This is a genomic window from Shewanella sp. 10N.286.48.B5, assembly GCF_002874355.2.
Lineage (GTDB): Bacteria > Pseudomonadota > Gammaproteobacteria > Enterobacterales > Shewanellaceae > Shewanella.
Window position 1 is genome coordinate 135,557 of record NZ_MCVG02000001.1, and the last position, 25,601, is coordinate 161,157.

Here is a 25,601-nt window from a genome sequence, read left to right on the forward strand (position 1 = left end):
TCGCTAGGAACAAAAAGGCTGCCTTTTCTTATATCAAGAATAGAGCAGCCTTTTTATTAAGCGCGTAATTTAATAGCGAGTTAAAGCTCAGCCTTTTGCTGGAATACGCTCTAGTACCGCAAGCAGTAGTTCCCAATATTGGCCAACAGTGGTGATGTTCACCATTTCGTCAGGGCTATGTGGGAAACGAATGGTTGGGCCAATAGAGACCATATCCATGGTTGGGTATGGTTCTTTAAATAGTCCACATTCAAGACCGGCATGGATAACCATAATCGTCGGGTCTTTCTTATAAATATCATTATACGTTTCACGGACAATGGCCATCACTGGTGAGCTATTATCAGGCTTCCAACCAGGGTAAGCGCCTGATAGATCAATGCTAGCACCTGAAAGGTTTGCTAATGCCGTTAATTGCGTTTCAATTTGCACTCGGCCTGAGTCAATCAATGAGCGGATAAGACATAGCACTTCAACAGATTCGTTGTCAGTGTTAATCACTCCGACGTTAAGCGATGTTTCAGTCACACCTTCAACTTCATCGCTCATACGCATTACGCCGTTAGGGCAGGCGTGCAGTAAATCGATTAAGGTATTTTGCGCATCTTCACTCATGACTTTTGCTGGAGCGTCAATGGTTGCAAGTGTTAGCAACATGTCAGGGTCAGCAATTGCCAGCTCTTCACGAACAATCGCTTGATATTGAGCAATGGCTTGCTCAAGCTTGGCTTTATTTTCGCTTGGCAGCATAAAGTTGATGCTAGCTTCACGGGGGATAGCATTACGTAAAGAGCCGCCAGTGAAGTTAACTAATTCAATTTGTAAATCATCACCATAACTAAATAAGAAACGGGCTAATAATTTATTGGCATTGCCGCGACCTAAATGAATGTTGACGCCTGAATGGCCGCCCTTTAAACCTGAAAGGGTTAAGCTAAAGCTGGCATTGCTTTGCTCAGGTGCTTGCCATGACATAGGAACGCTTAGCTGTGCATCAACACCGCCAGCGCAACCCATGTAGATTTCGCCTTCTTGCTCTGAGTCAGTATTAATTAAAATATCAGCATCAAGGTAACCTGCTTCAAGGCCGAAAGCGCCAGTCATGCCCGCTTCTTCATCAATGGTAAGCAGCACTTCTAATGGACCATGTTTAATGTCGTCAGCGCCAAGAATTGCTAACGCTGAAGCCATACCAATACCGTTATCAGCACCTAAGGTGGTGCCCTTGGCTTTTAGCCATTCGCCATCTACATAGGCTTCAATAGGATCTTTTTCAAAATCATGCACTTTATCGGCATTTTTTTGTGGAACCATATCAATGTGGGCTTGTAATACCACAGTCTTGCGTTCTTCCATTCCAGCATACGCTGGCTTTTTAATGATCAAGTTACCGACTTTATCTTCGACGACAGGCAAACCTTTCGATTTAGCCCATTGCTGGATATGTTCACTAAGTGCTTGTTCAAACTTGGATGGATGCGGAATCGCACAAATTTGTTCAAACCATTGCCATAATGGCTGGGGATATAATTGATTAATGGCGGTCACGAAGACTCCCTAAATGCTATGAATGTGGGAATAGATGCGCTGAAGTTTACCATATTGTCGTTACTAAGTAGTGACCTAGAGCAAGTAGAGAGGCTGGGTTAAATTAATTTTTGTAAATATATTTTAACTCTATCGTAAAGCTAAGCTTAAATACTTTAACCACCATTGGTCGTTATGATTTGTGATTCAGCACCTGAAATTACTGATTAGCAAGCAATAATAACAATCTATTTAAAAAGGATGCCCCATGTTTCAAGTCAATATCGTTGATGTAGCAAATGATCAAGCCATTTTTGAAGGCCATGGCTGGGACGCCGTAGTGGTAGTCGCCACCGATTTAGCCGCCATTGCCCAAGATGAAATAAAAATACTCGCCAAGCATGCGAAACAAATCGATCAGCGCATTGGTCAGTCGGCAACATTGTTACTGGCGCCCGGACTTGCGGGTGGCAGACTGATTGTCGCCCCAGTTGTTAATGCCACTAATGAATACAGTGATGTGAGTGTGTTTGCCAAAGCAGCTAGAGAAGGCATTGTTATTGCTAAGGCTGCGGGAGCAAAACAACCGCTGTTGGTGGTAGAAACCAGCCAAGATAAGCGCTATCAATTTGCTAAACAGGTTGCTGCACTTGCCTGTGGTCAGGAACTATGGCAATCACTGGAGCTGCGAGAAGCCACAGCAATTACCCCAGCATTTAGCGCCATTGGTTTGCTTGGCAGCGACAATTGCAGTGGCCTGCTCAATGCTGTCGAAGCCGGTAAGATTTTGGCAAGGGATCTATGCGGCACTGAGCCAGAAAGAATGGCGGCGCCAGCATTTGCTGATTATTGCGTTGAGGCGCTAAAAGACAGTGGTTTAGCAATCAGAGTCATTGAAGAACGTGAAGAGTTAGAGCGCGATTACCCGCTGCTTTGCGCAGTAGGGAGAGCCTCATTTAATGTGCCTCGGCATCAACCTCGCGTGGTTAAACTGGAATATGTGGCAGAGGGCGCCATTGATCGCACCTACTTGTTTGCTGGTAAAGGAGTTATTTACGATACTGGCGGCGCAGATATTAAAGTCGCCGGTGGCATGGCGGGTATGAGCCGAGATAAAGGCGGCGCTGCAGCGGTGGCAGGCTTAATGAAAACCTTATCTATCTTAAAGCCCAAAGGCATTAGAGTGATAGCAGAGTTAGGTTTGGTGCGAAACAGTATTGGCAGCGATGCCTTTGTTCCTGATGAAATCATTACCAGTCATGGCGGTGTTAGAGTGCGTATTGGTAATACTGATGCCGAAGGGCGCTTAGTGCTGGCAGACTTATTATCTCACTTAAGACTTCAGGCAATGACAGCAATTAAGCCGCAACTATTTTCTGTGGCAACCTTAACCGGCCATGTGGTGCGCTGTTATGGCGGCTATACCGCACTAGTCGAGAACAAAGTGGCACAACAAGCTGGTATGGGTCACACCCTAGCTGGCATTGCTGAGCAATGGGGCGAACCATTTGAGTTATCTAGCTTGCGTCATGATGATTTTGCCAAGGTACATAATATCTCTGGCCAAGGGGAGTTATTGTCATCTAATAACGGCCCTTCTGCCATTACTGCCAGAGGCCATCAATATCCCGCAGCATTTTTAATTAATGCTTCAGGCTTGGGCCAACATGGCACAGGCTCTGCCATGCCATTGCCTTTTGCGCATCTTGATATTGCCGGTAGTGCCACAGAAGGCCATAGTTTGTATGGGAAACCCACAGCCTCGCCTTTGGTAACTTTATTACAAAGCGTTTTGGGCGGCAATGTGTAGTTTGTTTTTTGCTCAACCACTATATATTGTGCTATTTAGTGGTTGATTGTTTACTAATGAGAACTCTAAATTCTTAATTTGTCATACAAGTGTGCTTTTATTTCATTTTTTGATTGAAATATAAAATAATTAAATAAATACTTGTAATAAAATTACACTTTGGTATTATTCCTCTCGTTGGACAGCGACGGTGCTTTCCAATTCTAGTTAATCCAGGATGGATATAGTCTCCAAGGAATCGAGTGATGAGTTGTCTCAATGGATTGAGAAAAGTTTGTTCCAAGGAACCGAGCCAAGCAAGACTAGGTTTTCGCAACTTTATTTGGAGTATGATTATGTCTTCTACAGACAGCTATACTATTTATGGACAAGGCACTTGGTTAAATCCAGCTGTTCTGTCTTTTGGCATTTATGCCATGACGTTTAAGGGCTAACCCTCCTTATTCATTGATTTACCGTATCAACCCTTTTTTCTGTCGCCTTTGGGCGGTTTTAGACAACAAGTAAATTGGTTCTCTATTGCCAATTTACTTTTTAAGTTTTATCACTTAATTGTGATGCAGTTTTCCTCTCCCCATACGGAAAACTTTTAACTTGTCTGCCTACTCTTTTGAGTAGGCATTTTTTTTGCCTGAAATTTATCAACCACTGGCTTTTCATTGAGTTAAATTGTCTTTCATACGAATATAAGTGTTTAGTTATCTAACATGGCTATAAACCTTATAAGTACCTATAATCCGAACGAATTAATTCACCTCTGATTTTGACTGTAATTAGCCAGTAGCGGCTATAGCAGCCAATTACACCCCCTTTTCAAGGAACAAGGCTTCATGTTAGAGAAACTGTTTAAACTCAAAGATAATCAAACGAATTTAAAACAAGAAGTTGTCGCGGGTCTCACTACCTTTCTCACCATGGCTTACATTATTTTTGTTAACCCTATGATGTTAGCTGATGCCGGCATGGATCATGGTGCAGTGTTTGTGGCCACTTGTTTAGCCGCGGCAGTGGGCTGTTTAGTGATGGGCTTAGTGGCCAATTACCCCATCGCATTAGCGCCGGGTATGGGGCTTAATGCTTTCTTCACTTATACCGTTGTCGGCGAAATGGGCTATAGCTGGGAAACTGCACTTGGCGCAGTATTTATGTCTGGTATTTGTTTCTTAATTTTATCTTTGGTGAAAATTAGAGAATGGATAGTTAACAGTATTCCAATGAGTCTGCGATTAGGTATTGCCGCGGGTATCGGTTTGTTCTTGGCCTTTATTGGCCTTAAAAGCGCCGGTATTGTGGTGGCAAGTCCGGCAACATTAGTCACTATGGGGGATATCACTTCATTCTCAGCTGTGATGGCTGCGGTGGGGTTTTTCTTGATCATTGCTATGGTACAGCGTGGCTACAAAGCGGCGGTGATATTAAGTATTTTCATTGTCACAGCCATTGCATTGTTAGCTGGTGAAGTGAGTTATAACGGCGTTATGTCGATGCCACCATCGATAGCACCGACATTCATGAAAATGGATTTATCCGCAGTGCTTGAAATCAGTATGATTTCAGTGATATTTGCCTTCTTGTTTGTGGATTTATTTGATACCTCAGGCACCTTGGTTGCAGTCGCGCAGCGTGGCGGATTTTTAGATGAACAAGGGCGTTTACCAAGAGTGAAACGCGCCTTAAGTGCAGACAGCTTAGCCACCATCGCAGGGGCGACGTTAGGAACATCAACGACCACTAGTTATATTGAAAGCACGGCAGGCGTTAGCGCCGGTGGCCGTACTGGCTTAACCGCTGTTGTCGTCGGTTTGTTGTTTATTGCTGCATTATTTTTTGCCCCACTTGCCGGCATGGTACCCGCTTATGCTACCAGTGGCGCCTTGTTTTATGTGGCGATTTTGATGATGTCTGGCTTAGTCAATGTTGAGTGGGAAGACTTAACAGAAGCGGCGCCTGTGGTCATTGTGTGTTTATTGATGCCATTAACCTTTTCAATTGCTAATGCCATAGGGTTTGGTTTTATCTCTTATGCGGTGATTAAACTACTTACTGGCCGTTTTAAAGAGTTAAATCTTGGTATCTTGTTTATTGCGGCACTATTTTTAGCTAAGTTTATTTGGGGTTAACCTTGGCTTTGCTCGCCATAACACCTGCTGAGTAAGCTCATGTGTGGGTTATCAAGCTGTAATTAAGCAGCAATGATAAATTAGTGATTTTTGTTAAGGGTTATGCAATGCATAGCCCTTTTTTATGCTGTATAACAAATAAATATAGTATTTGTTTACTCAATTATGGGCTTTACTATGAATTATTCGCTGAATTAGGTATAAAAATATTTCAGTCAATATTTTTGAGTTTGAAAAGGCAGTCATGACTTACAAGCGGGTCGTCGTAAAATTAGGTACCAGTGTCTTAACTTCGGGCAGTAACAAGCTCGATAAAGCACATATGGTGGAACTGGCCAGACAAATGTCTGTGCTTGTGCGTTCAGGTATTGAAGTTGTATTGTGCACATCTGGCGCAATAGCGGCTGGTCGCGAACATCTGCAATACCCCGTATTGCCCGATACTATGCCCAATAAACAATTATTAGCCGCCGTGGGTCAAAGTCAGCTTATTTTAGCTTGGTCAGAACTGTTCAGTATTTATGGTTTGCACGTGGGACAGTTATTGTTAACCCGCGCCGACTTACATGATCGTGAACGCTATCTAAATGCTCGAGATACACTCAATGCATTGTTAGATAATAATATTATTCCGATTATTAATGAAAATGATGCCGTTGCCACCAATGAAATTAAAGTGGGCGACAATGACAATTTATCAGCTAGGGCCGCATTATTATGTGATGCTGACTTATTAGTGTTATTGACTGATCAAATCGGCTTATTTGATGCCGATCCACGCAATAACCCCGATGCCAAGTTAATTACTTCAGTGGTCAATATTGATGATAACTTACGCTTGTTGGCGGGTGGCGCTGTTTCAGGTTTAGGCACTGGCGGCATGGCGACTAAGTTAGAAGCGGCCGATGTGGCTAGGCGAGCAGGTGTTGAAGTGGTCATTGCTTCAGGTCATTTGCCTAATGTGATTTCACAAGTAGTCAGTAAAGAATCGGTCGGCACTCATTTTAGTGTCACTAAAAATCCCCTTGAAAGCCGAAAACAATGGATTTTAGCTGGCCCTGCAACAGAAGGGCGGCTGATATTAGATGATGGCGCCTGTAAAGCGGTCGTTGAAAATGGTCGCAGCTTATTGCCTAAAGGGATTGTCAGCGTAGAAGGGCAATTTGAACGTGGCGCAACTGTGTTGATTGTCGATAAATCAGGTCACGTGCTTGCTAAAGGCATGAGCCGTTATTGTGCTAAAGCATTAACGATAATTGCAGGAAAGCACTCCAACGAGATTGAAACATTACTTGGCTATGATTACGGCGTAGCAGCAATACATCGTAATGACATGGTGGTACTAGATAGTGAATAAATTAAAGGACGAAAACATGTCACAGCAGCAATATTTAACCACGCTAGGTAAGCAAGCAAAAGCAGCAAGCTTTGCCCTTGCTAATTTATCGAGCCAAAACAAAAACGCTTTGCTTCGTTGTATTAGCGAGCAACTAACGCTAAATACCGAAGCGATTTTAGCGGCGAACGACCAAGACGTGCAGGCAGCAAAAGCCAATGGTTTAACCGATGCGATGATCGATAGATTATTGCTAGATAGCGAGCGATTAGCTGGCATTATTGCTGATATTGAAAATGTGATTAATCTTGCCGATCCTGTGGGCAGTGAATCAGCTAGCCAGTTATTAGATAACGGTTTACGTTTAACTCAACGCAAAGTGCCACTGGGAGTTGTTGGGGTGATTTACGAAGCACGCCCTAACGTCACTGTTGATATTGCCGTACTAGCACTAAAAACCGGTAATGCAGTGATCCTTCGTGGCGGTAAAGAAACCTTAACCTCAAATAAAGTTTTAAGTGAGGTGATCCGCACAGCGCTGACATTACAAGGTTTACCTGAAGATGCTGTGCAGCTGATTAACTCTACCGATCGCGACTTAGTGACTGGCTTACTGCGCCTTGACCAATATGTGGATATGATTATTCCTCGCGGCGGCCAAACCTTACAACGCCTTTGCGCTGAAAAAGCCACTATTCCGGTGATTTTAGGCGGCATTGGTATTTGTCATTTATACCTTGATAAATCAGCGGATTTATCTCGCAGTGCTGAGGTGATCATTAATGCAAAAGTGCAGCGTCCAACAGTGTGTAATGCCTTAGATACCTTACTGGTTCACGAAGCTGTTGCGGCTGAGTTTTTAGCAGATTTGTTTACGCAGATGTCGGCATTAGGCGTGAGTTTTTATACTTGTGAAAAAACGCAGCAGTTATTTGCAGCAAGTCAGTTTGATATTCATCCTGCAACGGATGAAACCTTCAGTACTGAGTGGTTGTCATTAACACTTGGGGTTAAGATTGTGACTGATATTGACCAAGCAATTACCCATATTCGTCAACACTCTAGCGGTCACTCTGAAGCGATTTTATCTGACGATATTAATGCGACCTGCCACTTTATGAATCAAGTAGACTCAGCAGCGGTATATGTCAATGCCAGCACCCGTTTTACGGATGGCTCGCAATTTGGTTTAGGGGCTGAAGTGGCGGTCAGTACCCAAAAGCTACATGCTCGCGGACCAATGGCTCTTGATGCACTAACGACTTATAAGTGGTTGGCAACTGGTGATTATACTTCTCGCAGCTAAAATAAACTAACCCAAGCCAGATTTGAAGCTGACGATGCTGTGAGTGACAAACTGACTTGATTTGCGCTTAAAACTTAAAAAGCACCTCGGTGCTTTTTTTGTTTTTTTGAGCACTGAAATAGCAGCAGCTTTGAAATGTGCCGCTAGAGGTTATTGTCGCCAGAGGTTATTGCCGTTATAGGATTATTGCAGGTATAGCCCATGGCTGGAAATCGCAGGAGTAGATAAACGTATATAAGTGGTGTAACACCAAATCAAAAAGCTGCTCAGCGTCATAAATATGCTTACAAGCCTAGCTGCTTGAACATACTCCATGATAAGCGGGAAGTACTTTTCTTGTATGCTATTAGTGAAGTAGACCGCAGGAAAAACAAAAATACATATATACATGGCGGGGTATTGGGTTGAGATATCACCGTTGAGATATTCATAAAGCATAATAGCCGCGGTAAGCATTAAGCTATAGCTGCGAATTTTATTTTCAGTGGTGTCACTTAAATTCCATCTCGGCATTCCCATTGCCAATCTCCTCCTTGAAGCATCCTTTGTATCTTGTACACCGTATTAACTGCACACCTTATTAATAGCAACTAACTGCCATGTTGACAATAAAGTTTAAATTTTAATCGTTTAAATATCGTAAAATGCTTTAACCACTGCTACTTATTATGCTTATGGCTGATCTTTAAACTGGATTTTCTCAACAGCTGTGGGATTACCTTTTGCAATATTAACCCCGTTAAAATAAAGCATAGACCAATATAGGTACTGCTGGCGATTTGCTCTTTTAAGATTAGCGCGATAAACCCAACAGACAGCACAGGGGTTAAAAATACAAGCGTGGTGATGTTAGAGGTTTTCTCGGTGCTTTTAAGTGCCATAAGCCATAAAACAAAGGTGATACCCATTTCAAATAGCCCCACATACACTCCAGCAGTTAGCGCTTGCCAACTAAAGTCGCTTATGGGTTGATGGATTAGCATGGCAATAGTCACTAAAGGTAAACCAATTAAAAAGCTAAGTAATAAGCTTACAGTGGCATCGCCGTCATCCTTGGTATTGGTTACCCAATATAAGCACCAAATCACCGTACTGCTTAATACAAAAGCAATCCCTTTAGGGCTATCAAAGTTAAATGCAGTGATATTGCCGCCGGTTGCGATAATGTAAACGCCGCTATAGGCAATCAGCGCGGCAATGACATCAACCTTTGTGAGCTTATGACCCAGCAAAGGGACAGCTAAAATGGGCAATAAAATCGCCCAAGTGTAATTAAGGGATAAGGCTTGTTGAGCTGGAAGCAAATCGTAAGCTTCAAACAGCACAAAGTAATAAAGAAACGGATTCAGAATACCGCTAAGCAAATAAAATCCTGGGCGACGTTTAAATTGTCGCAGCATTAATGTGTGCTTTCTTTGCCATAGGATAATCACACTCAATGCAATAATAGAGGTGAGCACTGCAACAAATACCAATTGTAAGGGTGTATAAAAACTTAGCGCGACTTTAAATGCAGTCGCGACTGTCGACCAAAGTAAAACGGCAACTAAACCATAGGCATAGGCAAGAGAAGTGTTTGACAAAATCATTCCTAATAATAGTAATTATGCATAATATCCAAGGGGTGGATTAGCAAAGCAAGCAAGTATGGACAGATTGTATGCAATATACAAAATGAGGTCACGGCATATTTACTTAAGATATTTTTAATAATTTTTTTTATCAGCCCTTGTATTTTAGTTAGCTGTCCCAATATATGCAGTAAGGCTGATATGAGAGGCAAAAATTAGGACTTGAAAAATCAATTCCTGACCCCATATCAACAAACATAATCAAATTAGTTACATTAAAATTTTATATTTCGGAGATCCTCATGGGCAAAATTATTGGTATTGACTTAGGCACAACTAACTCTTGTGTGGCTGTCCTTGATGGCGGTACTGCTCGCGTAATCGAGAATGCTGAAGGCGAACGTACAACAGCATCTATCATCGCATATACCGATGACGAAACATTAGTAGGCTCACCTGCTAAGCGTCAAGCAGTTACAAACCCAACAAATACTTTTTTCGCGATTAAGCGTTTAATCGGTCGTCGTTTTAAAGATGACGAAGTTCAACGTGATGTTGACATCATGCCTTTCAAAATCATTGGTACTGACAATGGTGACGCATGGGTTGAAGCTCACGGCAAGAAAATGGCACCACCACAAGTATCTGCTGAAATCTTGAAAAAGATGAAGAAAACAGCTGAAGATTTCTTGGGTGAAGAAGTAACAGAAGCGGTTATTACTGTTCCTGCATACTTTAATGATTCACAACGTCAAGCAACTAAAGATGCTGGTCGTATTGCTGGTCTTGATGTTAAACGTATCATCAACGAGCCAACTGCTGCTGCACTAGCTTACGGTATCGACAAAAAACAAGGCGACAACGTTGTTGCAGTATACGATTTAGGTGGTGGTACTTTTGATATCTCTATCATTGAAATTGATAGCAACGATGGTGACCAAACTTTCGAAGTACTTGCTACTAACGGTGATACTCATTTAGGTGGTGAAGATTTCGATAACCGCCTAATTAACTACTTAGCTGACGAGTTCAAAAAAGAGCAAGGTCTAGACTTACGTAACGACCCGCTAGCAATGCAACGTGTTAAAGAAGCTGCAGAAAAAGCGAAAATTGAACTTTCAAGCACAACACAAACTGAAGTTAACTTGCCTTACATCACTGCTGATGCAACAGGTCCTAAGCATTTAGTGGTTAAAATCACTCGTGCTAAGTTAGAGTCTTTAGTTGACGACTTAATCCAACGTTCTTTAGAGCCATTAAAAGTTGCGCTAGCTGATGCAGACTTATCTGTTTCAGACATCAACGAAGTGATTTTAGTTGGTGGTCAAACTCGTATGCCTAAAGTACAGGCTGCAGTAACTGACTTCTTCGGTAAAGAGCCACGTAAAGACGTTAACCCAGATGAAGCCGTAGCCGTAGGCGCAGCAATTCAAGCTGGTGTACTTTCTGGCGACGTGAAAGACGTATTGCTACTTGACGTTACACCACTATCATTTGGTATCGAAACCATGGGTAGCGTAATGACTAAGCTTATCGAGAAGAACACCACTATCCCGACTAAAGCGAGTCAAACGTTCTCAACTGCTGAAGATAACCAAAGTGCAGTAACAATTCACGTACTTCAAGGTGAGCGTAAGCAAGCTAGCTACAACAAATCTCTAGGTCAATTCAACCTAGAAGGTATTGAACCAGCGCCACGTGGCATGCCACAAGTTGAAGTATCTTTCGACATCGATGCTGATGGTATCTTAAACGTATCAGCAACTGATAAGAAAACCGGTAAAGCGCAAAACATCACTATTAAAGCTAACTCAGGTCTAAGTGACGAAGAAGTAGAGCAAATGGTTCGTGATGCAGAAGCTCACGCTGATGAAGATGCTAAATTCGAAGAGCTAGTGACTGCACGTAACCAAGCTGATGGCATGGTTCACGCAACTAAGAAGCAAATCGAAGAAGCGGGTGAAGCATTACCAGCTGAAGAAAAAGAGAAAATTGAAGCAGCAATGGCTGACGTTGATACCGCAACTAAAGGTAACGACAAAGAAGCAATTGATAAAGCGACTCAAGCATTAATGGAAGCGTCTGCTAAGTTAATGGAAATCGCTCAAGCGAAAGCACAAGCGCAACAAGGTGAAGCTCCAGCACAAGATGCGCAAGAAGCTAAGCCTGAAGATGACGTTGTTGATGCTGAGTTTGAAGAAGTAAAAGACGACAAAAAGTAAGCTAAATTAGTTAGTTAACTTTCAGGCGGGCGTTGGGAGAAATCTCTAACGCCCGTTCGTACAATACCTGCTTGAGAAAACTGAGATTATGTCAAAGCGAGATTATTACGAAGTTCTAAGTGTCGGTCGCGATGCCAGTGAACGAGAAATCAAAAAAGCCTATAAGCGTCTAGCGATGAAATATCATCCTGACCGTAACCCAGGCGACAAAGAAGCTGAAGTTAACTTTAAAGAAGCTAAAGAAGCTTATGAAATTTTAACTGACGCGAATAAGAAAGCGGCTTATGACCAATTTGGTCATGCAGGCGTTGATCCTAATCGTGGCGGCGGTCAAGGTGGCGGCGGTGATTTCGGTGATATCTTTGGTGACGTGTTTGGCGATATCTTTGGCGGCGGTCGTCGTGGCGGTGGACAACGTCAAGCGGCTCGCGGTAGTGACTTACGTTACAACTTAGACTTATCACTTGAAGAAGCGGTTCGTGGCCTTACTAAAGAGTTACGTATTCCTACCTTAGCATCGTGTGATAGCTGTGATGGCAGCGGCGCTAAGAAAGGCTCGTCAGCAACCACTTGTGGTACCTGTCATGGTCAAGGCCAAGTACAAATGCGTCAAGGCTTCTTTGCTGTTCAGCAGGCGTGTCCGACTTGTCATGGCCGCGGCAAGATCATTAAAGATCCTTGTAAGAAGTGTCATGGCGAAGGCCGTGTTGAAAAGAGCAAAACCTTATCAGTTAAAATACCAGCTGGTGTTGATACTGGCGATCGTGTTCGCTTAACCGGTGAAGGTGAAGCGGGTGAGTTTGGCGCGCCTCCGGGTGACTTATATGTACAGGTGAGCGTTCGTGAACATAATATTTTTGTTCGTGATGGTAATAACCTCTACTGCGAAGTGCCAATTTCATTCAGCAAAGCTGCATTAGGTGGCGAGATTGAAGTGCCAACACTTGATGGTAAAGTGAATTTGAAAATACCTGCAGAAAGCCAAACTGGCCGTATGTTCCGCTTGCGCGGTAAAGGTGTTAAATCGGTTCGCAGCCACGCCGTTGGTGACTTACTTTGTAAAGTCGTCATGGAAACACCAGTTAAACTTAACGAAAAGCAAAAAGAGCTACTTCGTGAGTTTGAAGCGACCTTAACCGGTGAGTCAAAGAAGCACAGCCCTAAAGCTGAAGGGTTCTTTGATGGCGTAAAAAAGTTTTTTCACGATTTAAATAGCTAAATTTATTTATTAAATTTAGCTATTAGCGAGTCGATTAAAAGGTTAATTACTGCAAAGTAATTAGCCTTTTTTATTGGCAAGTTTTTAAAGCACTTTGCAGGCTATTAAACAAACACAGCTTAAGACAATGACGTCAGTGTACGGTAGACTGCATCTCATTGCTTCTTTGGATCACTATTTCGATGTCTTTTTTACAGTTAAACCTCAATCCAAGCCTTATCTCAGCTTTACCTAAGCAATTAACAGCGGCCACTAAAATTCAAGCGCTGGCCATTCCTGCTGTGTTATCAGGTAAAGATGTATTGGCTTTAGCACAAACAGGGAGCGGTAAAACTTACGCCTTTGGTTTGCCTATGCTGCAAGCTATTGATCTAGATAAAGCTGACCCTGTTCAAGCGCTAGTAATTGCGCCGACTCGTGAGCTGGCTAATCAGGTTTATCAAACGCTTAATCAGGTTGCGAAGCCTTTAGGCATAAAGGTGCAGCTTTTATGTGGCGGCATTGATGTTGAAGCCCAAGTCGCTGATTTGAAGAGACCGCCGCAGATTATCATCGCCACCCCATCAAGGTTAGTGCAGTTTATAAAGCTGGAACATGTGTCTTTATCAGCGCTGAAGTTGTTAGTACTTGATGAAGCAGACCGGTTATTAGATATGGGCTTTTGGGCAGACATTAAAACCATAGTGCAGCAAACGCCGGTAAATAAGCAGACACTATTATTTTCAGCCACCATAGATGACACAGTAGCTAAACAAGTTAGTGTGATTTTGAAACATGATCTGATCCGTATTGAAGCTGATAAAGCCAATTCAGTGGTAGATCACATTGAAGAGCAGCTTTATTTGGTCAATAAAGGCAGTAAAGCACAAGCACTGATTGCGCTAATAAAGCAGCATCAATGGCAGCAAGTGTTGGTGTTTAGCAATACTAAAGATAGCGCAGATGCACTAACCAAAAAGCTGGTAAAAGCTGGAGTTAATGCGGCAGCATTGCATGGCGATAAAGAGCAAGCGATACGCACTAAAACCTTAAAGGACTTCAAATCAAAGGCGTTAACCGTATTAGTGGCAACTGATGTGTTAGCCCGCGGTATAGACATTGATGCATTACCTGTGATTATTAATGTGGATTTACCCGCAAGCGCAGCAGTGTATGTGCACCGCATTGGCCGCACGGCAAGGGCGGGTGCTAATGGTTTGGCGCTATCGTTAGTGTGTCATGGTGAATCTGATGCACTACAAGCTATCAGAACCTTAACTGAGCGCGCGCTGCCAACTCTCGCCTTAGCAGATTTCCCGGTGACGGATAAACCGAGTTCGGGTAACAGTCAACGGCCAAAAAAAGATAAGCAAGCAAATCGCCGCAGTCAGAAAAAGCGCAGTATTAAGGACTTTAAAGGTAAATAAACACCAAGGTAAGCTGCTGTTTTTAGTGATTGCTGAGCTAAAAATGACTTACAATAGCGCGCAATAGGTTCATTTGTAATCAATCTATTGAGTACTAAATTTATGATGAACTATTGCCAACGCTCACAAAATAATAAAAGGATAATTATTATGAAAGCCGTTTTTTGGGGGCTATTTGCCACCATTATTATCTCAGGTTGCGCAACCCACAAATCCCCAACTGGCCGCAGCCAAATGCTGTTATTTGATGAGTCTCAAATGTCGCAAATGGGGGCGCAATCATTCGATGCGATGAAAAAAACGGAAAAAATCAGTACCGATAAACAGCAAACCGCCTATGTGAACTGTGTTGCCAATCGCATTACTGCAATATTACCTGATCAAAGCTTAAACTGGGAAGTTGTGTTATTTGATTCAGATCAGATAAATGCTTTTGCACTGCCCGGTGGACATATTGGCGTGTACACAGGATTACTTAAGGTGGCGAGCGATCAAGACCAGTTAGCGACAGTAATAGGTCATGAAGTAGCCCATGTGCTAGCAAGGCATGGTAATGAGCAAGTTTCGCGTTCACAAATGACCAATGCAGGTATGCAAATGGCTGATATAGCCCTAGGTGCTGGCGGCGTGGCCAATAAAGATCTTTATATGGCGGGCTTAGGCTTAGGTGCGCAAGTCGGTATTTTATTACCCTTTGGCCGCGATCAAGAAAGTGAATCCGATGAGCTTGGTTTAGAGTTAATGGCTAAAGCGGGTTTTAATCCTGCTAAAAGCGTTACGCTTTGGCAAAATATGGCCAAAGCCGGTGGTGAACGAGGCCCTGAGCTATTTTCAACCCATCCATCTCATTCGACACGTATTGCCGATTTAAAAGCCCTTCAAGCTAAAGTGACACCAGTGTATCAAGCAGCTCTAAAGAAGACGCTTGCCAAGTGTCATTAAGGCTACTGAAAAATAGTCATAATCGAGGTAGATTAGCACCCATCAGCAACGAAAGTGTGGTAAACTGCCCCGCAAATTTTAACCGATGAATTAAGAGTAAATACGATATGTCAGAGTTCAACACAATGGAACAGCAAGCAAGTTACGGTGTAGGTCGTCAAATGGGTGAGCAATTAGCTGCTAACCCTTTCGAAGGCATCGATATCCCTGCTGTACAAGCTGGTCTAGCTGATGCATTCGCTGGTAAAGAAAGTGCTGTAGCTATGGAAGACTTACAAGTTGCTTTCACTGAAATCAGCCGTCGTTTACAAGCTGTTCAAGAAGAAGCTGCTGCTGCAGCATCTGCTGAAGGTGAAACATTCCTAGCTGAAAATGCTAAGCGTGAAGACATTATTGTTACTGAGTCAGGACTTCAATACGAAGTTATCACTCAAGGTGAAGGCGAAAAGCCAACGCTTGAATCAACTATTCGTGCACATTACCACGGTACTTTCATCAACGGTGAAGTATTCGATAGCTCTGTAGCTCGTGGCGAGCCTGCTGAATTCCCAGTTTCTGGTGTTATCGCTGGTTGGACTGAAGCATTACAACTAATGCCTGTTGGCACTAAGCTTAAACTATTCGTTCCACAACACTTAGCTTATGGCGAACGTGGTGCTGGCGCTTCTATCCCGCCATTCTCGGCGTTGGTATTTGAAGTCGAATTATTAGCAATCGTTTAATGAAAAGCGCCTAAGTTTACTTAGGCGTTTTTGTATCACTGGGAGAAGTAAATGACTGCAAAAGTAAGAGTCGCTGTTGTTGGTGCCAGTGGCCGTATGGGTCGCACACTGATTGAAGCTGCAAAGCAACATGAGGTCATATATTTGGGTGCTGCTATTGAGCGTACAGGTTCAACACTGATTGGTGTTGATGCTGGTGAGCTTGCTGGTGTTGGTACTATGGATGTCGCGATTACAGATTCATTAGATATTGCATCAGAACATTTTGATGTATTAATTGATTTTACCTCTCCAGAGTCGTCGTTAGTTCACCTTGATTGGTGCGCTAAAAACCATAAGGCGATTGTGATTGGTACTACTGGGTTCAATCATGCTCAAAAAGAGTTGATTGGTGCTTATGCTGAGCAAACACCGGTTGTGTTTGCACCGAATATGTCAGTAGGCGTTAACTTAACGCTGAAACTATTAGAGTTAACGGCAAAAGTAATGGGTGATTACACCGATATCGAAATCACCGAAGGCCATCATCGCTTTAAGAAAGACGCCCCTTCAGGGACGGCATTAAAGATGGGCGAAGTTATCGCTGAAACTTTAGGTCGTGATCTTGAAGAGTGCGCTGTATATGGTCGTGAAGGTATGACAGGCGAACGTGATAGAAATACCATTGGTTTTTCTACTATTCGTGCCGGTGATATTGTTGGCGACCATACGGTGATGTTTGCCGATATTGGTGAGCGAGTTGAAATAACGCATAAAGCCACCAGTCGCATGACCTTTGCAAATGGCGCAATGCGCGCCGCCTATTGGCTGTCCGATCAAGATGCTGGTCTTTATGACATGCAGCAAGTATTGGGACTCAATTAATATTTAAAGAAAACCACCGTTGGTGGTTTTTTTTTGGGAAAATATTGTTCCCAAAAAAACATAAATCAAGCATAGACGCTTATACATAATTCATATAGAATCGCCGGAATTTGCCAAATTTTCGTAATTTTGTAAATCTGTAGAAATTAAAAATAAATAATTTCAGTGGTTTGACTCTTATTTTTGGAGGTCACGTTGACACAGTCTGCCTTACTTGTACTCGAAGATGGAACCGTATTCTCTGGCACAGCAATTGGTGCCGATGGACTAACTGTTGGTGAAGTTGTATTTAATACTTCAATGACAGGTTATCAAGAGATTTTAACGGATCCGTCATATTCTCGCCAGATTGTCACTTTGACTTACCCGCACATTGGTAACACCGGAACAAACGATGAAGATACCGAATCTGATTCAGTTCATGCCTGTGGTCTAATCATCCGAGATCTCCCTCTATTAGCTAGCAACTTCCGTAATCAACAATCCTTAAGCGATTATTTAAAAGCGAATAATGTTGTTGGTATCGCTGATATCGATACCCGTAAATTAACTCGTATTTTACGTGAAAAGGGTGCCCAAGCCGGTTGTATTATGGTCGGCGATATCGATGAAGCTAAAGCATTAGCAGCAGCCAAAGCATTCCCTGGTTTGAAAGGCATGGATTTGGCTAAAGAAGTGACCACAGAGTCGACCTACCAATGGCGCAAAGGCACTTGGCGCTTAGTGGGTGGTTTACCGGACGAAACTCCAGCGTCAGAGCTTAAGTTTAAAATTGTTGCTTTTGATTATGGTATCAAGCGCAATATTTTACGCATGCTAGTTGACCGCGGTTGTGATGTTACTGTTGTCCCTGCACAAACACCGGCAGCTGAAGTATTAGCAATGAATCCTGATGGGATTTTCCTATCAAATGGCCCTGGCGACCCAGAGCCATGTGATTATGCGATTACGGCTATCCAAGAAATTTTAAAAACTGAAATCCCAGTATTTGGTATTTGTCTTGGTCACCAATTACTTGCATTAGCATCTGGGGCAAAAACTTTGAAAATGAAGTTTGGTCATCATGGTGCTAACCACCCGGTAAGTAATATTGAAAAAGGTAATGTGATGATCACCAGCCAAAACCACGGTTTTGCTGCTGATGAAGCGACGTTGCCTGCAAACATCAAAGTGACTCACAAATCGTTATTTGATGGGTCTTTGCAAGGTATTCACCTTACTGATAAACCAGCGTTTAGTTTCCAAGGTCACCCAGAAGCAAGCCCTGGACCGACCGATGCGTCACCACTGTTTGATCACTTTATTGAGTTGATTGAACAATATCGTCAAAACGCTAAATAGTTAGGTCATTCGGAGAATAGATAAGCAATGCCAAAACGTACTGATATTAAAAGTATTCTGATCCTAGGCGCTGGCCCAATTGTGATTGGTCAAGCCTGTGAATTTGACTATTCTGGCGCACAAGCGTGTAAAGCGCTGCGTGAAGAAGGTTATCGAGTTATCTTAGTTAACTCTAACCCTGCAACCATTATGACAGATCCAGAAATGGCTGATGCGACATACATCGAGCCAATTCACTGGGAAGTTGTGCGTAACATTATCGCTAAAGAAAAACCTGATGCGATTTTGCCAACTATGGGTGGCCAAACCGCACTTAACTGTGCACTGCAGCTAGAAGCTGAAGGTGTACTAGAAGAGTTTAACGTTGAAATGATTGGCGCGACAGCTGACGCAATTGATAAAGCTGAAGACCGTAGTCGTTTTGATACAGCAATGAAGTCAATTGGACTTGACTGTCCTCGTGCTGGTATTGCCCATACAATGGAAGAAGCTTACGGTGTTTTAGACCAAGTTGGCTTTCCGTGTATTATTCGTCCATCTTTCACCATGGGTGGCAGTGGCGGTGGTATTGCGTATAACAAAGAAGAGTTTGAAGACATTTGTTCTCAAGGCCTTGAGTTATCGCCAACTAGCGAGCTGCTAATCGATGAGTCACTAATCGGTTGGAAAGAGTACGAAATGGAAGTGGTTCGTGACCGCAATGATAACTGCATCATTGTGTGTGCCATTGAAAACTTCGATGCCATGGGCGTGCATACCGGTGATTCAATCACTGTTGCACCAGCGCAAACACTGACCGATAAAGAATACCAATTAATGCGTAACGCTTCTTTAGCGGTACTGCGTGAAATTGGTGTTGAAACCGGTGGTTCAAACGTTCAGTTTGGTATTTGTCCAAACACTGGCCGTATGGTCATTATTGAAATGAACCCGCGTGTTTCTCGCTCTTCTGCGTTAGCTTCTAAAGCAACCGGTTTCCCGATTGCTAAAATCGCCGCGAAATTAGCGGTAGGTTTCACCTTAGACGAGCTAATGAATGATATTACTGGTGGTCGCACCCCAGCATCATTCGAGCCTGCAATTGATTACGTTGTGACTAAAGTGCCGCGCTTTAACTTTGAAAAATTTGCTGGCGCTAATGACCGTTTGACGACGCAAATGAAGTCAGTGGGTGAAGTCATGGCCATTGGCCGTACTTTCCAAGAGTCATTACAAAAAGCATTACGTGGACTTGAAGTTAACCGTAACGGTTTTGACCCGATTGTTGACCTTGCATCGCCTGAAGCAATGCAAACAATTCGTCATGAGTTAAAAGAGCCTGGTTGTGACCGTATTTGGTACATTGCTGATGCCTTCCGCGCTGGTCTAAGTCGTGATGATATCTTCAAGCTAACTAATGTTGATCATTGGTTCTTAGTCCAAATTGAAGATCTTATCGCCCAAGAAGCTAAAGTGGCTGAAGTGGGGATGTCAGGTCTTAACGAAGCCTTCTTACTGCAACTTAAGCGTAAAGGTTTCTCTGATGCTCGTTTAGCACACATCTTAGGTGTCAGTGATAGCGAAGTGCGTAAAATTCGTGACCGCTTTGATATGCACCCAGTGTATAAGCGTGTCGATACCTGTGCGGCAGAATTTGCCACAGACACTGCTTACATGTACTCAACTTACGAAGAAGAATGTGAAGCCGCGCCATCAACCCGTGAAAAAATCATGATTCTTGGTGGCGGCCCTAACCGTATTGGTCAAGGTATTGAGTTTGATTACTGCTGTGTTCATGCGGCATTAGCATTGCGTGAAGACGGTTACGAGACCATTATGGTTAACTGTAACCCTGAGACAGTTTCGACCGATTATGACACCTCAGATCGCTTGTACTTTGAGCCAGTGACCTTTGAAGATGTGCTTGAAATCGTTCGTATTGAGAACCCAAAAGGCGTTATCGTACAGTACGGTGGTCAAACACCGCTAAAACTGGCACGTGAACTAGAAGCGGCAGGTGTACCGATTATTGGTACAAGCCCCGATGCCATTGACCGCGCTGAAGACCGTGAGCGTTTCCAGCAAGCGATTCAACGTCTTGAAATGAAGCAACCTGAAAACGATACCGTAACAACGGTTGAAGGTGCGGTACTTTCTGCTGCCCGTATCGGTTACCCGTTAGTGGTTCGTCCATCTTATGTATTAGGTGGACGCGCAATGGAAATCGTTTATGACGAGCAAGACTTACGTCGCTACTTCAATGAAGCAGTAAGCGTATCTAACTCATCACCAGTATTGCTTGACCGTTTCCTCGATAATGCCATTGAAATCGATATCGATGCAGTTTGTGACGGCGAAATCGTGGTTGTGGGTTCTATCATGGAGCACATTGAACAAGCGGGGGTTCACTCAGGTGACTCAGGTTGTTCGTTGCCGCCATACAGCTTAAGCGAAGATGTTCAAAACCGTATGCGTGAGCAAGTGGCTAAATTAGCCATGGAGCTGGGCGTAATTGGTTTGATGAACGTTCAGTTTGCGGTTAAAGATGACGAAATCTACATGATTGAAGTCAATCCACGTGCTGCGCGTACAGTGCCATTTGTCTCTAAAGCAACCGGTATCCCGCTAGCGAAGATTGCTGCACGTGTAATGGCTGGTCAAAGCTTAGCATCGCAGAACTTCACTAAAGAAGTGATCCCACCATACTTCTCAGTAAAAGAAGTGGTATTGCCGTTTAACAAGTTCCCAGGTGTTGACCCAATGCTTGGCCCTGAAATGCGCTCTACAGGTGAAGTAATGGGTGTGGGTGAAACCTTTGCTGAAGCTTATGCTAAAGCCCAGCTTGGTGCCACAGCTGAAGTACCTAAGTCTGGCCGTGCATTAATTTCTGTGCGTAACAGTGATAAAGCGCGTGTGGCTGAACTTGCAGCTGAACTGATTGAGCTAGGTTATCAAATTGATGCAACTCATGGCACTGCAGTTATTCTAGGTGAAGCAGGTATTAATCCGCGCCTAGTTAACAAGGTACATGAAGGCCGTCCACATATTCTCGACCGTATTAAAAATGGTGAATACACTTACATCATTAATACCACTGAGGGGCGTCAAGCGATTGAAGATTCTCGTCAAATTCGTCGTGGTGCACTGCGTTATAAAGTGAACTACACCACAACATTGAATGCTGCATTTGCTACCTGTATGGCGCATTCAGCAGATGACCGTAATAACGTCAATTCAGTACAAGAATTGCATGAACGAATCGCTAAAAGTTAATAATATTTAATTTAACGTCGATTCGGTTAAAAAGGCTGCAGTCATGCAGCCTTTTTTATTACTATTTTTTGACACTCACTAGTAACTACTCGCAAGCTTATGTAAGCTTAGCTATCATCATTTGCTAGCCCTTCAGCGCGCGAGACTGTTTTGTTGCCACATGTCGCTATAAGTGAATGTGAGCATGACGACTCGACGTTTAATAATATAGATTTTACTGTGTTGATATGCGTGTCGACACGGGGTGCTTTTGTTTTTAAAGGAGACATAAGACATTATGAATACCGTCCCTATGACGATCATCGGAGCTGAACAGCTGCGTAAAGAATTAGATGAATTAAAATTTGTGCGTCGTCCAAGCATTACTGAAGCTATTGCTTCTGCACGTGAATTAGGCGACTTGAAAGAAAATGCTGAATATCATGCTGCCCGTGAAGAACAAGGTATTTGTGAAGCACGTATTCGTGATATTGAAGGCAAGTTATCAAATGCACAAATCATTGATGTGACATCAATGCCAAACAATGGCCGAGTGATTTTTGGCACAACAGTGACCATTGTCAATGTTGATACCGATGCAGAGTCAACTTACCGTATCGTCGGTGATGATGAAGCAAACATTAAAGAAAATCTTATTTCAGTGAATTCACCGATAGCGCGGGGATTAATTGGTAAGAACCTTGATGATGAAGTTGCCATTACCACACCTGGTGGCACCGCAGAATATGAAATTATCGCTGTAGAATACGTTTAATAAGTTACGACTTAAGACTGGTTTGCTATAGCGATAAAAAAACCACTGCATGGCAGTGGTTTTTTTAGGTCATATTCAATACCAGTTAATCAACAATCGACTAATATTAAGTAACCAGATGTTTGACGAAATTATTTTGCTTTTGGAACGGCAATTTTCATTTCAGCAGACTGACGGAAAATAACTAAGGTGTGACCGATAAGCTGTACTTTGGTAGATTGAGTTTCGCGAATAATCGCGTCAACTACAGCATTTTTAAGCTCTCTATCAGAAGAGCCTACTTTCACTTTAATTAGTTCATGATGAGTGAGTGCACTATCAATTTCAGCCAGTACACCTTCGGTCAAACCATTAGCACCAAGCAGCACTACAGGCTTTAAATTATGCGCCAGGCCTTTTAAATGCTGTTTTTGTTTGGTTGTTAAGTTCATTTGTACCAACTTTTTAAATGTTACTGTTGAAAAACGGCTATTCTACCCTTATATAAGCATGATGTAACTCCAAATCGTTACGGAATTTAAATGGCAACGAAGAAACGCTCGGCAAGTTCAAGCCGATGGATGCAAGAACATTTTGATGATCACTATGTAAAACTGTCTCAAAAGCGAGGTTTACGCTCTCGAGCTGCATTCAAGTTGGAAGAAATCCAACAAAAAGACAAATTAATTAAACCTGGTATGACAGTAGTAGACTTAGGCGCAGCGCCTGGCGGTTGGTCTCAAATTGCAGTTAAACTAGTGGGAGAAAAAGGTAAATTAGTCGCATGTGATATTTTACCTATGGACCCCATCGTGGGCGTCGACTTTTTACAGGGCGATTTCCGTGAAGAAAAAGTACTTGATGCTTTACTTGACCGCGTTGGTGAAGATAAAGTTGATGTAGTACTATCAGATATGGCGCCTAATATGAGTGGTTCAGATGGTGTGGATCAACCAAGGGCAATGTATTTAGTAGAATTAGCATTAGATATGTGCCATCAAGTTTTGGCATCTAATGGTAGTTTTGCAGTCAAAGTTTTTCAGGGGGAAGGCTTTGACGAATATATGAAAGCAGTGCGACAAGCTTTTACAACAGTGAAAACACGCAAACCAGATTCATCACGACCACGTTCACGTGAAGTTTATATAGTGGCGACTGGTTACAAGTTATAGTAGTCTAACGATTAATTATCGTGGGTCTTCAAGAGGTCTAACAATTTGAGTGACATGGCAAAAAATTTAATTCTCTGGGTTGTCATCGCCGTCGTGTTGATGTCAGTGTTTCAGGGCTATTCCCCCTCTTCTTCGTCAACGCAGAAGATGGATTATTCCGTATTCTTAGATAGTGTCCGAAACGGCAATATCAATTCGGTAGAAATTAAAAGTGATCAACGTACCATTGAAGGAGTAAGACGCTCTGGAGAGAAGTTCACTACAATCATGCCAATGTATGACCAAGATTTAATCAATGATCTTGATCGTAAAGGGATTTCAATGAAGGGGCAAGAAGCTGAAGAGTCAGGCTTCCTAACCCAAATCTTTATCTCTTGGTTCCCGATGCTGTTATTAATTGGTGTGTGGATATTCTTCATGCGCCAAATGCAAGGCGGTGGCGGTAAAGGCGCGATGTCATTTGGTAAGAGTAAAGCCAAATTGATGAGCGAAGACCAAATTAAAACTACTTTTGGTGATGTTGCAGGTTGTGACGAAGCAAAAGAAGACGTAAAAGAATTGGTTGATTACCTAAAAGAGCCAACCCGTTTCCAAAAGCTTGGTGGCCGCATTCCTACCGGTGTTCTTTTAGTTGGCCCACCGGGTACGGGTAAAACCTTACTTGCAAAAGCCATTGCTGGTGAAGCTAAAGTTCCGTTTTTCACTATTTCTGGTTCTGACTTTGTTGAAATGTTTGTCGGTGTCGGTGCATCACGTGTACGTGACATGTTTGAGCAAGCTAAAAAGTCTGCACCATGTATCATCTTTATCGATGAAATTGATGCTGTAGGTCGCCAACGTGGCGCTGGTGTTGGTGGCGGTCACGATGAGCGTGAGCAAACCTTGAACCAAATGCTGGTTGAAATGGATGGTTTTGAAGGTAACGAAGGTATTATTGTTATTGCTGCGACCAACAGACCAGATGTGTTGGATGCTGCATTGCTACGTCCAGGTCGTTTTGACCGTCAAGTGGTTGTTGGCTTACCGGATGTTCGTGGTCGTGAACAAATTTTAAAAGTTCATATGCGTAAAGTACCGTTAGCAGATGGTGTCAAAGCCAGCGTTATTGCTCGTGGTACCCCAGGGTTCTCAGGTGCTGATTTAGCAAACTTGGTGAATGAAGCTGCGCTATTTGCTGCTCGGGGTAATCGCCGCGTAGTGAGCATGGAAGAGTTTGAAAGTGCTAAAGACAAAATCATGATGGGTGCTGAGCGCCGCACTATGGTGATGTCTGAAGATGAAAAAGAAATGACCGCATACCATGAAGCAGGTCATGCGATTGTTGGTTGTTTGGTGCCTGAGCATGATCCTGTGCATAAGGTTACTATTATTCCACGCGGCCGTGCATTAGGTGTGACTTTCTTCTTACCTGAAGCTGATGCAATTAGTCAAAGTCGCCGTAAACTTGAAAGCCAAATTTCAGTTGCCTACGGCGGACGTTTAGCGGAAGAGATGATCTACGGTACAGAGCGCGTATCGACAGGTGCTTCACAAGACATTAAATATGCAACGTCAATTGCACGTAACATGGTGACCCAGTGGGGCTTCTCTGAAAAATTAGGCCCGGTACTTTATGCTGAAGATGAAAACGAAGTATTCCTAGGACGCAGTATGGGTAAAACCCAACATATGTCCGACGATACCGCCCGTATCATCGATGCCGAAGTAAAACACTTAATTGATTCAAATTACGATCGTGCGCATACTTACTTAAATGACAACATGGATATCCTCCATGCCATGAAAGATGCGTTAATGAAATTTGAAACCATCGATGCCGATCAAATTGATGATTTAATGAATCGTCGCGAAGTTCGTCAGCCAGCCGATTGGGATGCTGATGACTCAATTGATGATAAAGATAAAGGCACGCCTGCAAACACGACAGAGACTAAAGCTGACTCTGAAGCTGCAGACGCAGATAAAGCAGATGATAAATCAGAATCGACACCAGATACTGATGCGCCTGCTAAATAACGCTGAGTTAAATTAACGTAAAAAACCCCGAAAGGGGTTTTT

The 25,601-nt window shown here is 43.0% G+C and carries 19 protein-coding genes; 15 read left to right on the forward strand and 4 right to left on the reverse strand.

Annotated features, from left to right (window positions below):
- Nucleotides 1-87: 87 nt before the first annotated feature.
- Nucleotides 88-1,548: an aminoacyl-histidine dipeptidase gene (locus BCU57_RS00640; protein ID WP_102437947.1), complete on the reverse strand. Its 1,461-nt coding sequence runs from the start codon at nucleotides 1,546-1,548 to the stop codon at nucleotides 88-90.
- Nucleotides 1,549-1,795: 247 nt separating this feature from the next.
- On the opposite strand from BCU57_RS00640, the gene BCU57_RS00645 reads away from it, so the two are divergent.
- From BCU57_RS00645 to BCU57_RS00660, 4 genes are all read left to right on the forward strand, one after another.
- The gene (locus BCU57_RS00645) at nucleotides 1,796-3,337 is read left to right on the forward strand and encodes a M17 family metallopeptidase (RefSeq protein ID WP_102437945.1); all 1,542 of its coding nucleotides are present in this window, start codon (nucleotides 1,796-1,798) and stop codon (nucleotides 3,335-3,337) included.
- 830 nt (nucleotides 3,338-4,167) lie between these two features.
- Nucleotides 4,168-5,457: an NCS2 family permease gene (locus BCU57_RS00650; protein ID WP_076542805.1), complete on the forward strand. Its 1,290-nt coding sequence runs from the start codon at nucleotides 4,168-4,170 to the stop codon at nucleotides 5,455-5,457.
- Nucleotides 5,458-5,701: 244 nt separating this feature from the next.
- Nucleotides 5,702-6,814, forward strand: a complete 1,113-nt coding sequence (gene proB / locus BCU57_RS00655) for a glutamate 5-kinase (RefSeq protein WP_102437941.1) — start codon at nucleotides 5,702-5,704, stop codon at nucleotides 6,812-6,814.
- Nucleotides 6,815-6,830: 16 nt separating this feature from the next.
- Complete coding sequence (locus BCU57_RS00660) at nucleotides 6,831-8,099, forward strand: glutamate-5-semialdehyde dehydrogenase (RefSeq protein ID WP_102437939.1); 1,269 nt, start codon at nucleotides 6,831-6,833, stop codon at nucleotides 8,097-8,099.
- Nucleotides 8,100-8,282: 183 nt separating this feature from the next.
- Here the strand turns inward: BCU57_RS00660 and BCU57_RS00665 are convergent, their stop codons facing one another.
- Together BCU57_RS00665 and BCU57_RS00670 are read right to left on the reverse strand one after the other, a co-directional pair.
- Entirely contained in the window at nucleotides 8,283-8,618 is a 336-nt protein-coding gene (locus tag BCU57_RS00665) for a hypothetical protein (RefSeq protein WP_241901041.1), read from the reverse strand.
- 140 nt (nucleotides 8,619-8,758) lie between these two features.
- The gene (locus tag BCU57_RS00670) at nucleotides 8,759-9,682 is read right to left on the reverse strand and encodes a DMT family transporter (RefSeq protein ID WP_102437935.1); all 924 of its coding nucleotides are present in this window, start codon (nucleotides 9,680-9,682) and stop codon (nucleotides 8,759-8,761) included.
- Nucleotides 9,683-9,972: 290 nt separating this feature from the next.
- On the opposite strand from BCU57_RS00670, the gene dnaK reads away from it, so the two are divergent.
- The 9 genes from dnaK (at nucleotide 9,973) to greA (ending at nucleotide 22,392) form a co-directional block, all read left to right on the forward strand.
- Nucleotides 9,973-11,892, forward strand: coding sequence for a molecular chaperone DnaK (dnaK, locus tag BCU57_RS00675; RefSeq protein WP_102437933.1), 1,920 nt, complete (start codon nucleotides 9,973-9,975; stop codon nucleotides 11,890-11,892).
- Nucleotides 11,893-11,980: 88 nt separating this feature from the next.
- Nucleotides 11,981-13,111: a molecular chaperone DnaJ gene (gene dnaJ / locus BCU57_RS00680; RefSeq protein WP_102437931.1), complete on the forward strand. Its 1,131-nt coding sequence runs from the start codon at nucleotides 11,981-11,983 to the stop codon at nucleotides 13,109-13,111.
- A 182-nt stretch (nucleotides 13,112-13,293) separates the two neighbouring features.
- The gene (locus BCU57_RS00685) at nucleotides 13,294-14,517 is read left to right on the forward strand and encodes a DEAD/DEAH box helicase (protein ID WP_102437929.1); all 1,224 of its coding nucleotides are present in this window, start codon (nucleotides 13,294-13,296) and stop codon (nucleotides 14,515-14,517) included.
- A gap of 150 nt (nucleotides 14,518-14,667) precedes the next feature.
- Entirely contained in the window at nucleotides 14,668-15,459 is a 792-nt protein-coding gene (locus tag BCU57_RS00690; RefSeq protein WP_102437927.1) for a M48 family metallopeptidase, read from the forward strand.
- Between the two features lie 107 nt (nucleotides 15,460-15,566).
- Nucleotides 15,567-16,181, forward strand: coding sequence for an FKBP-type peptidyl-prolyl cis-trans isomerase (locus BCU57_RS00695; protein WP_102437925.1), 615 nt, complete (start codon nucleotides 15,567-15,569; stop codon nucleotides 16,179-16,181).
- A gap of 51 nt (nucleotides 16,182-16,232) precedes the next feature.
- Nucleotides 16,233-17,045: a 4-hydroxy-tetrahydrodipicolinate reductase gene (dapB, locus tag BCU57_RS00700; RefSeq protein WP_102437923.1), complete on the forward strand. Its 813-nt coding sequence runs from the start codon at nucleotides 16,233-16,235 to the stop codon at nucleotides 17,043-17,045.
- Nucleotides 17,046-17,228: 183 nt separating this feature from the next.
- Nucleotides 17,229-18,386: a glutamine-hydrolyzing carbamoyl-phosphate synthase small subunit gene (gene carA, locus BCU57_RS00705; RefSeq protein ID WP_102437921.1), complete on the forward strand. Its 1,158-nt coding sequence runs from the start codon at nucleotides 17,229-17,231 to the stop codon at nucleotides 18,384-18,386.
- Nucleotides 18,387-18,413: 27 nt separating this feature from the next.
- A complete protein-coding gene (gene carB, locus BCU57_RS00710) occupies nucleotides 18,414-21,638 on the forward strand; it encodes a carbamoyl-phosphate synthase large subunit (protein WP_102437919.1) in 3,225 nt (1,074 codons plus the stop codon).
- Nucleotides 21,639-21,915: 277 nt separating this feature from the next.
- Nucleotides 21,916-22,392, forward strand: a complete 477-nt coding sequence (gene greA, locus BCU57_RS00715; RefSeq protein WP_076542843.1) for a transcription elongation factor GreA — start codon at nucleotides 21,916-21,918, stop codon at nucleotides 22,390-22,392.
- A 131-nt stretch (nucleotides 22,393-22,523) separates the two neighbouring features.
- Here the strand turns inward: greA and yhbY are convergent, their stop codons facing one another.
- On the reverse strand, nucleotides 22,524-22,823 hold the full coding sequence (gene yhbY, locus BCU57_RS00720) for a ribosome assembly RNA-binding protein YhbY (RefSeq protein WP_076542846.1): 300 nt from the start codon (nucleotides 22,821-22,823) through the stop codon (nucleotides 22,524-22,526).
- A 90-nt stretch (nucleotides 22,824-22,913) separates the two neighbouring features.
- On the opposite strand from yhbY, the gene rlmE reads away from it, so the two are divergent.
- Nucleotides 22,914-23,543, forward strand: a complete 630-nt coding sequence (gene rlmE, locus BCU57_RS00725; protein WP_055023704.1) for a 23S rRNA (uridine(2552)-2'-O)-methyltransferase RlmE — start codon at nucleotides 22,914-22,916, stop codon at nucleotides 23,541-23,543.
- Nucleotides 23,544-23,597: 54 nt separating this feature from the next.
- On the forward strand, nucleotides 23,598-25,559 hold the full coding sequence (ftsH, locus tag BCU57_RS00730; RefSeq protein ID WP_241901040.1) for an ATP-dependent zinc metalloprotease FtsH: 1,962 nt from the start codon (nucleotides 23,598-23,600) through the stop codon (nucleotides 25,557-25,559).
- Nucleotides 25,560-25,601: the final 42 nt, after the last annotated feature.

What these genes read in the sequence shown, in the direction of transcription:
- BCU57_RS00645 (WP_102437945.1), top strand. Translation starts at nt 1,796, where the DNA reads ATGTTTCAAGTCAATATCGTTGATGTAGCAAATGATCAAGCCATTTTT.
- BCU57_RS00650 (WP_076542805.1), top strand. Translation starts at nt 4,168, where the DNA reads ATGTTAGAGAAACTGTTTAAACTCAAAGATAATCAAACGAATTTAAAA.
- proB (WP_102437941.1), top strand. Translation starts at nt 5,702, where the DNA reads ATGACTTACAAGCGGGTCGTCGTAAAATTAGGTACCAGTGTCTTAACT.
- BCU57_RS00660 (WP_102437939.1), top strand. Translation starts at nt 6,831, where the DNA reads ATGTCACAGCAGCAATATTTAACCACGCTAGGTAAGCAAGCAAAAGCA.
- BCU57_RS00665 (WP_241901041.1), bottom strand. Translation starts at nt 8,618, where the DNA reads ATGGGAATGCCGAGATGGAATTTAAGTGACACCACTGAAAATAAAATT.
- dnaK (WP_102437933.1), top strand. Translation starts at nt 9,973, where the DNA reads ATGGGCAAAATTATTGGTATTGACTTAGGCACAACTAACTCTTGTGTG.
- dnaJ (WP_102437931.1), top strand. Translation starts at nt 11,981, where the DNA reads ATGTCAAAGCGAGATTATTACGAAGTTCTAAGTGTCGGTCGCGATGCC.
- BCU57_RS00685 (WP_102437929.1), top strand. Translation starts at nt 13,294, where the DNA reads ATGTCTTTTTTACAGTTAAACCTCAATCCAAGCCTTATCTCAGCTTTA.
- BCU57_RS00690 (WP_102437927.1), top strand. Translation starts at nt 14,668, where the DNA reads ATGAAAGCCGTTTTTTGGGGGCTATTTGCCACCATTATTATCTCAGGT.
- BCU57_RS00695 (WP_102437925.1), top strand. Translation starts at nt 15,567, where the DNA reads ATGTCAGAGTTCAACACAATGGAACAGCAAGCAAGTTACGGTGTAGGT.
- dapB (WP_102437923.1), top strand. Translation starts at nt 16,233, where the DNA reads ATGACTGCAAAAGTAAGAGTCGCTGTTGTTGGTGCCAGTGGCCGTATG.
- carB (WP_102437919.1), top strand. Translation starts at nt 18,414, where the DNA reads ATGCCAAAACGTACTGATATTAAAAGTATTCTGATCCTAGGCGCTGGC.
- greA (WP_076542843.1), top strand. Translation starts at nt 21,916, where the DNA reads ATGAATACCGTCCCTATGACGATCATCGGAGCTGAACAGCTGCGTAAA.
- yhbY (WP_076542846.1), bottom strand. Translation starts at nt 22,823, where the DNA reads ATGAACTTAACAACCAAACAAAAACAGCATTTAAAAGGCCTGGCGCAT.
- rlmE (WP_055023704.1), top strand. Translation starts at nt 22,914, where the DNA reads ATGGCAACGAAGAAACGCTCGGCAAGTTCAAGCCGATGGATGCAAGAA.
- ftsH (WP_241901040.1), top strand. Translation starts at nt 23,598, where the DNA reads ATGGCAAAAAATTTAATTCTCTGGGTTGTCATCGCCGTCGTGTTGATG.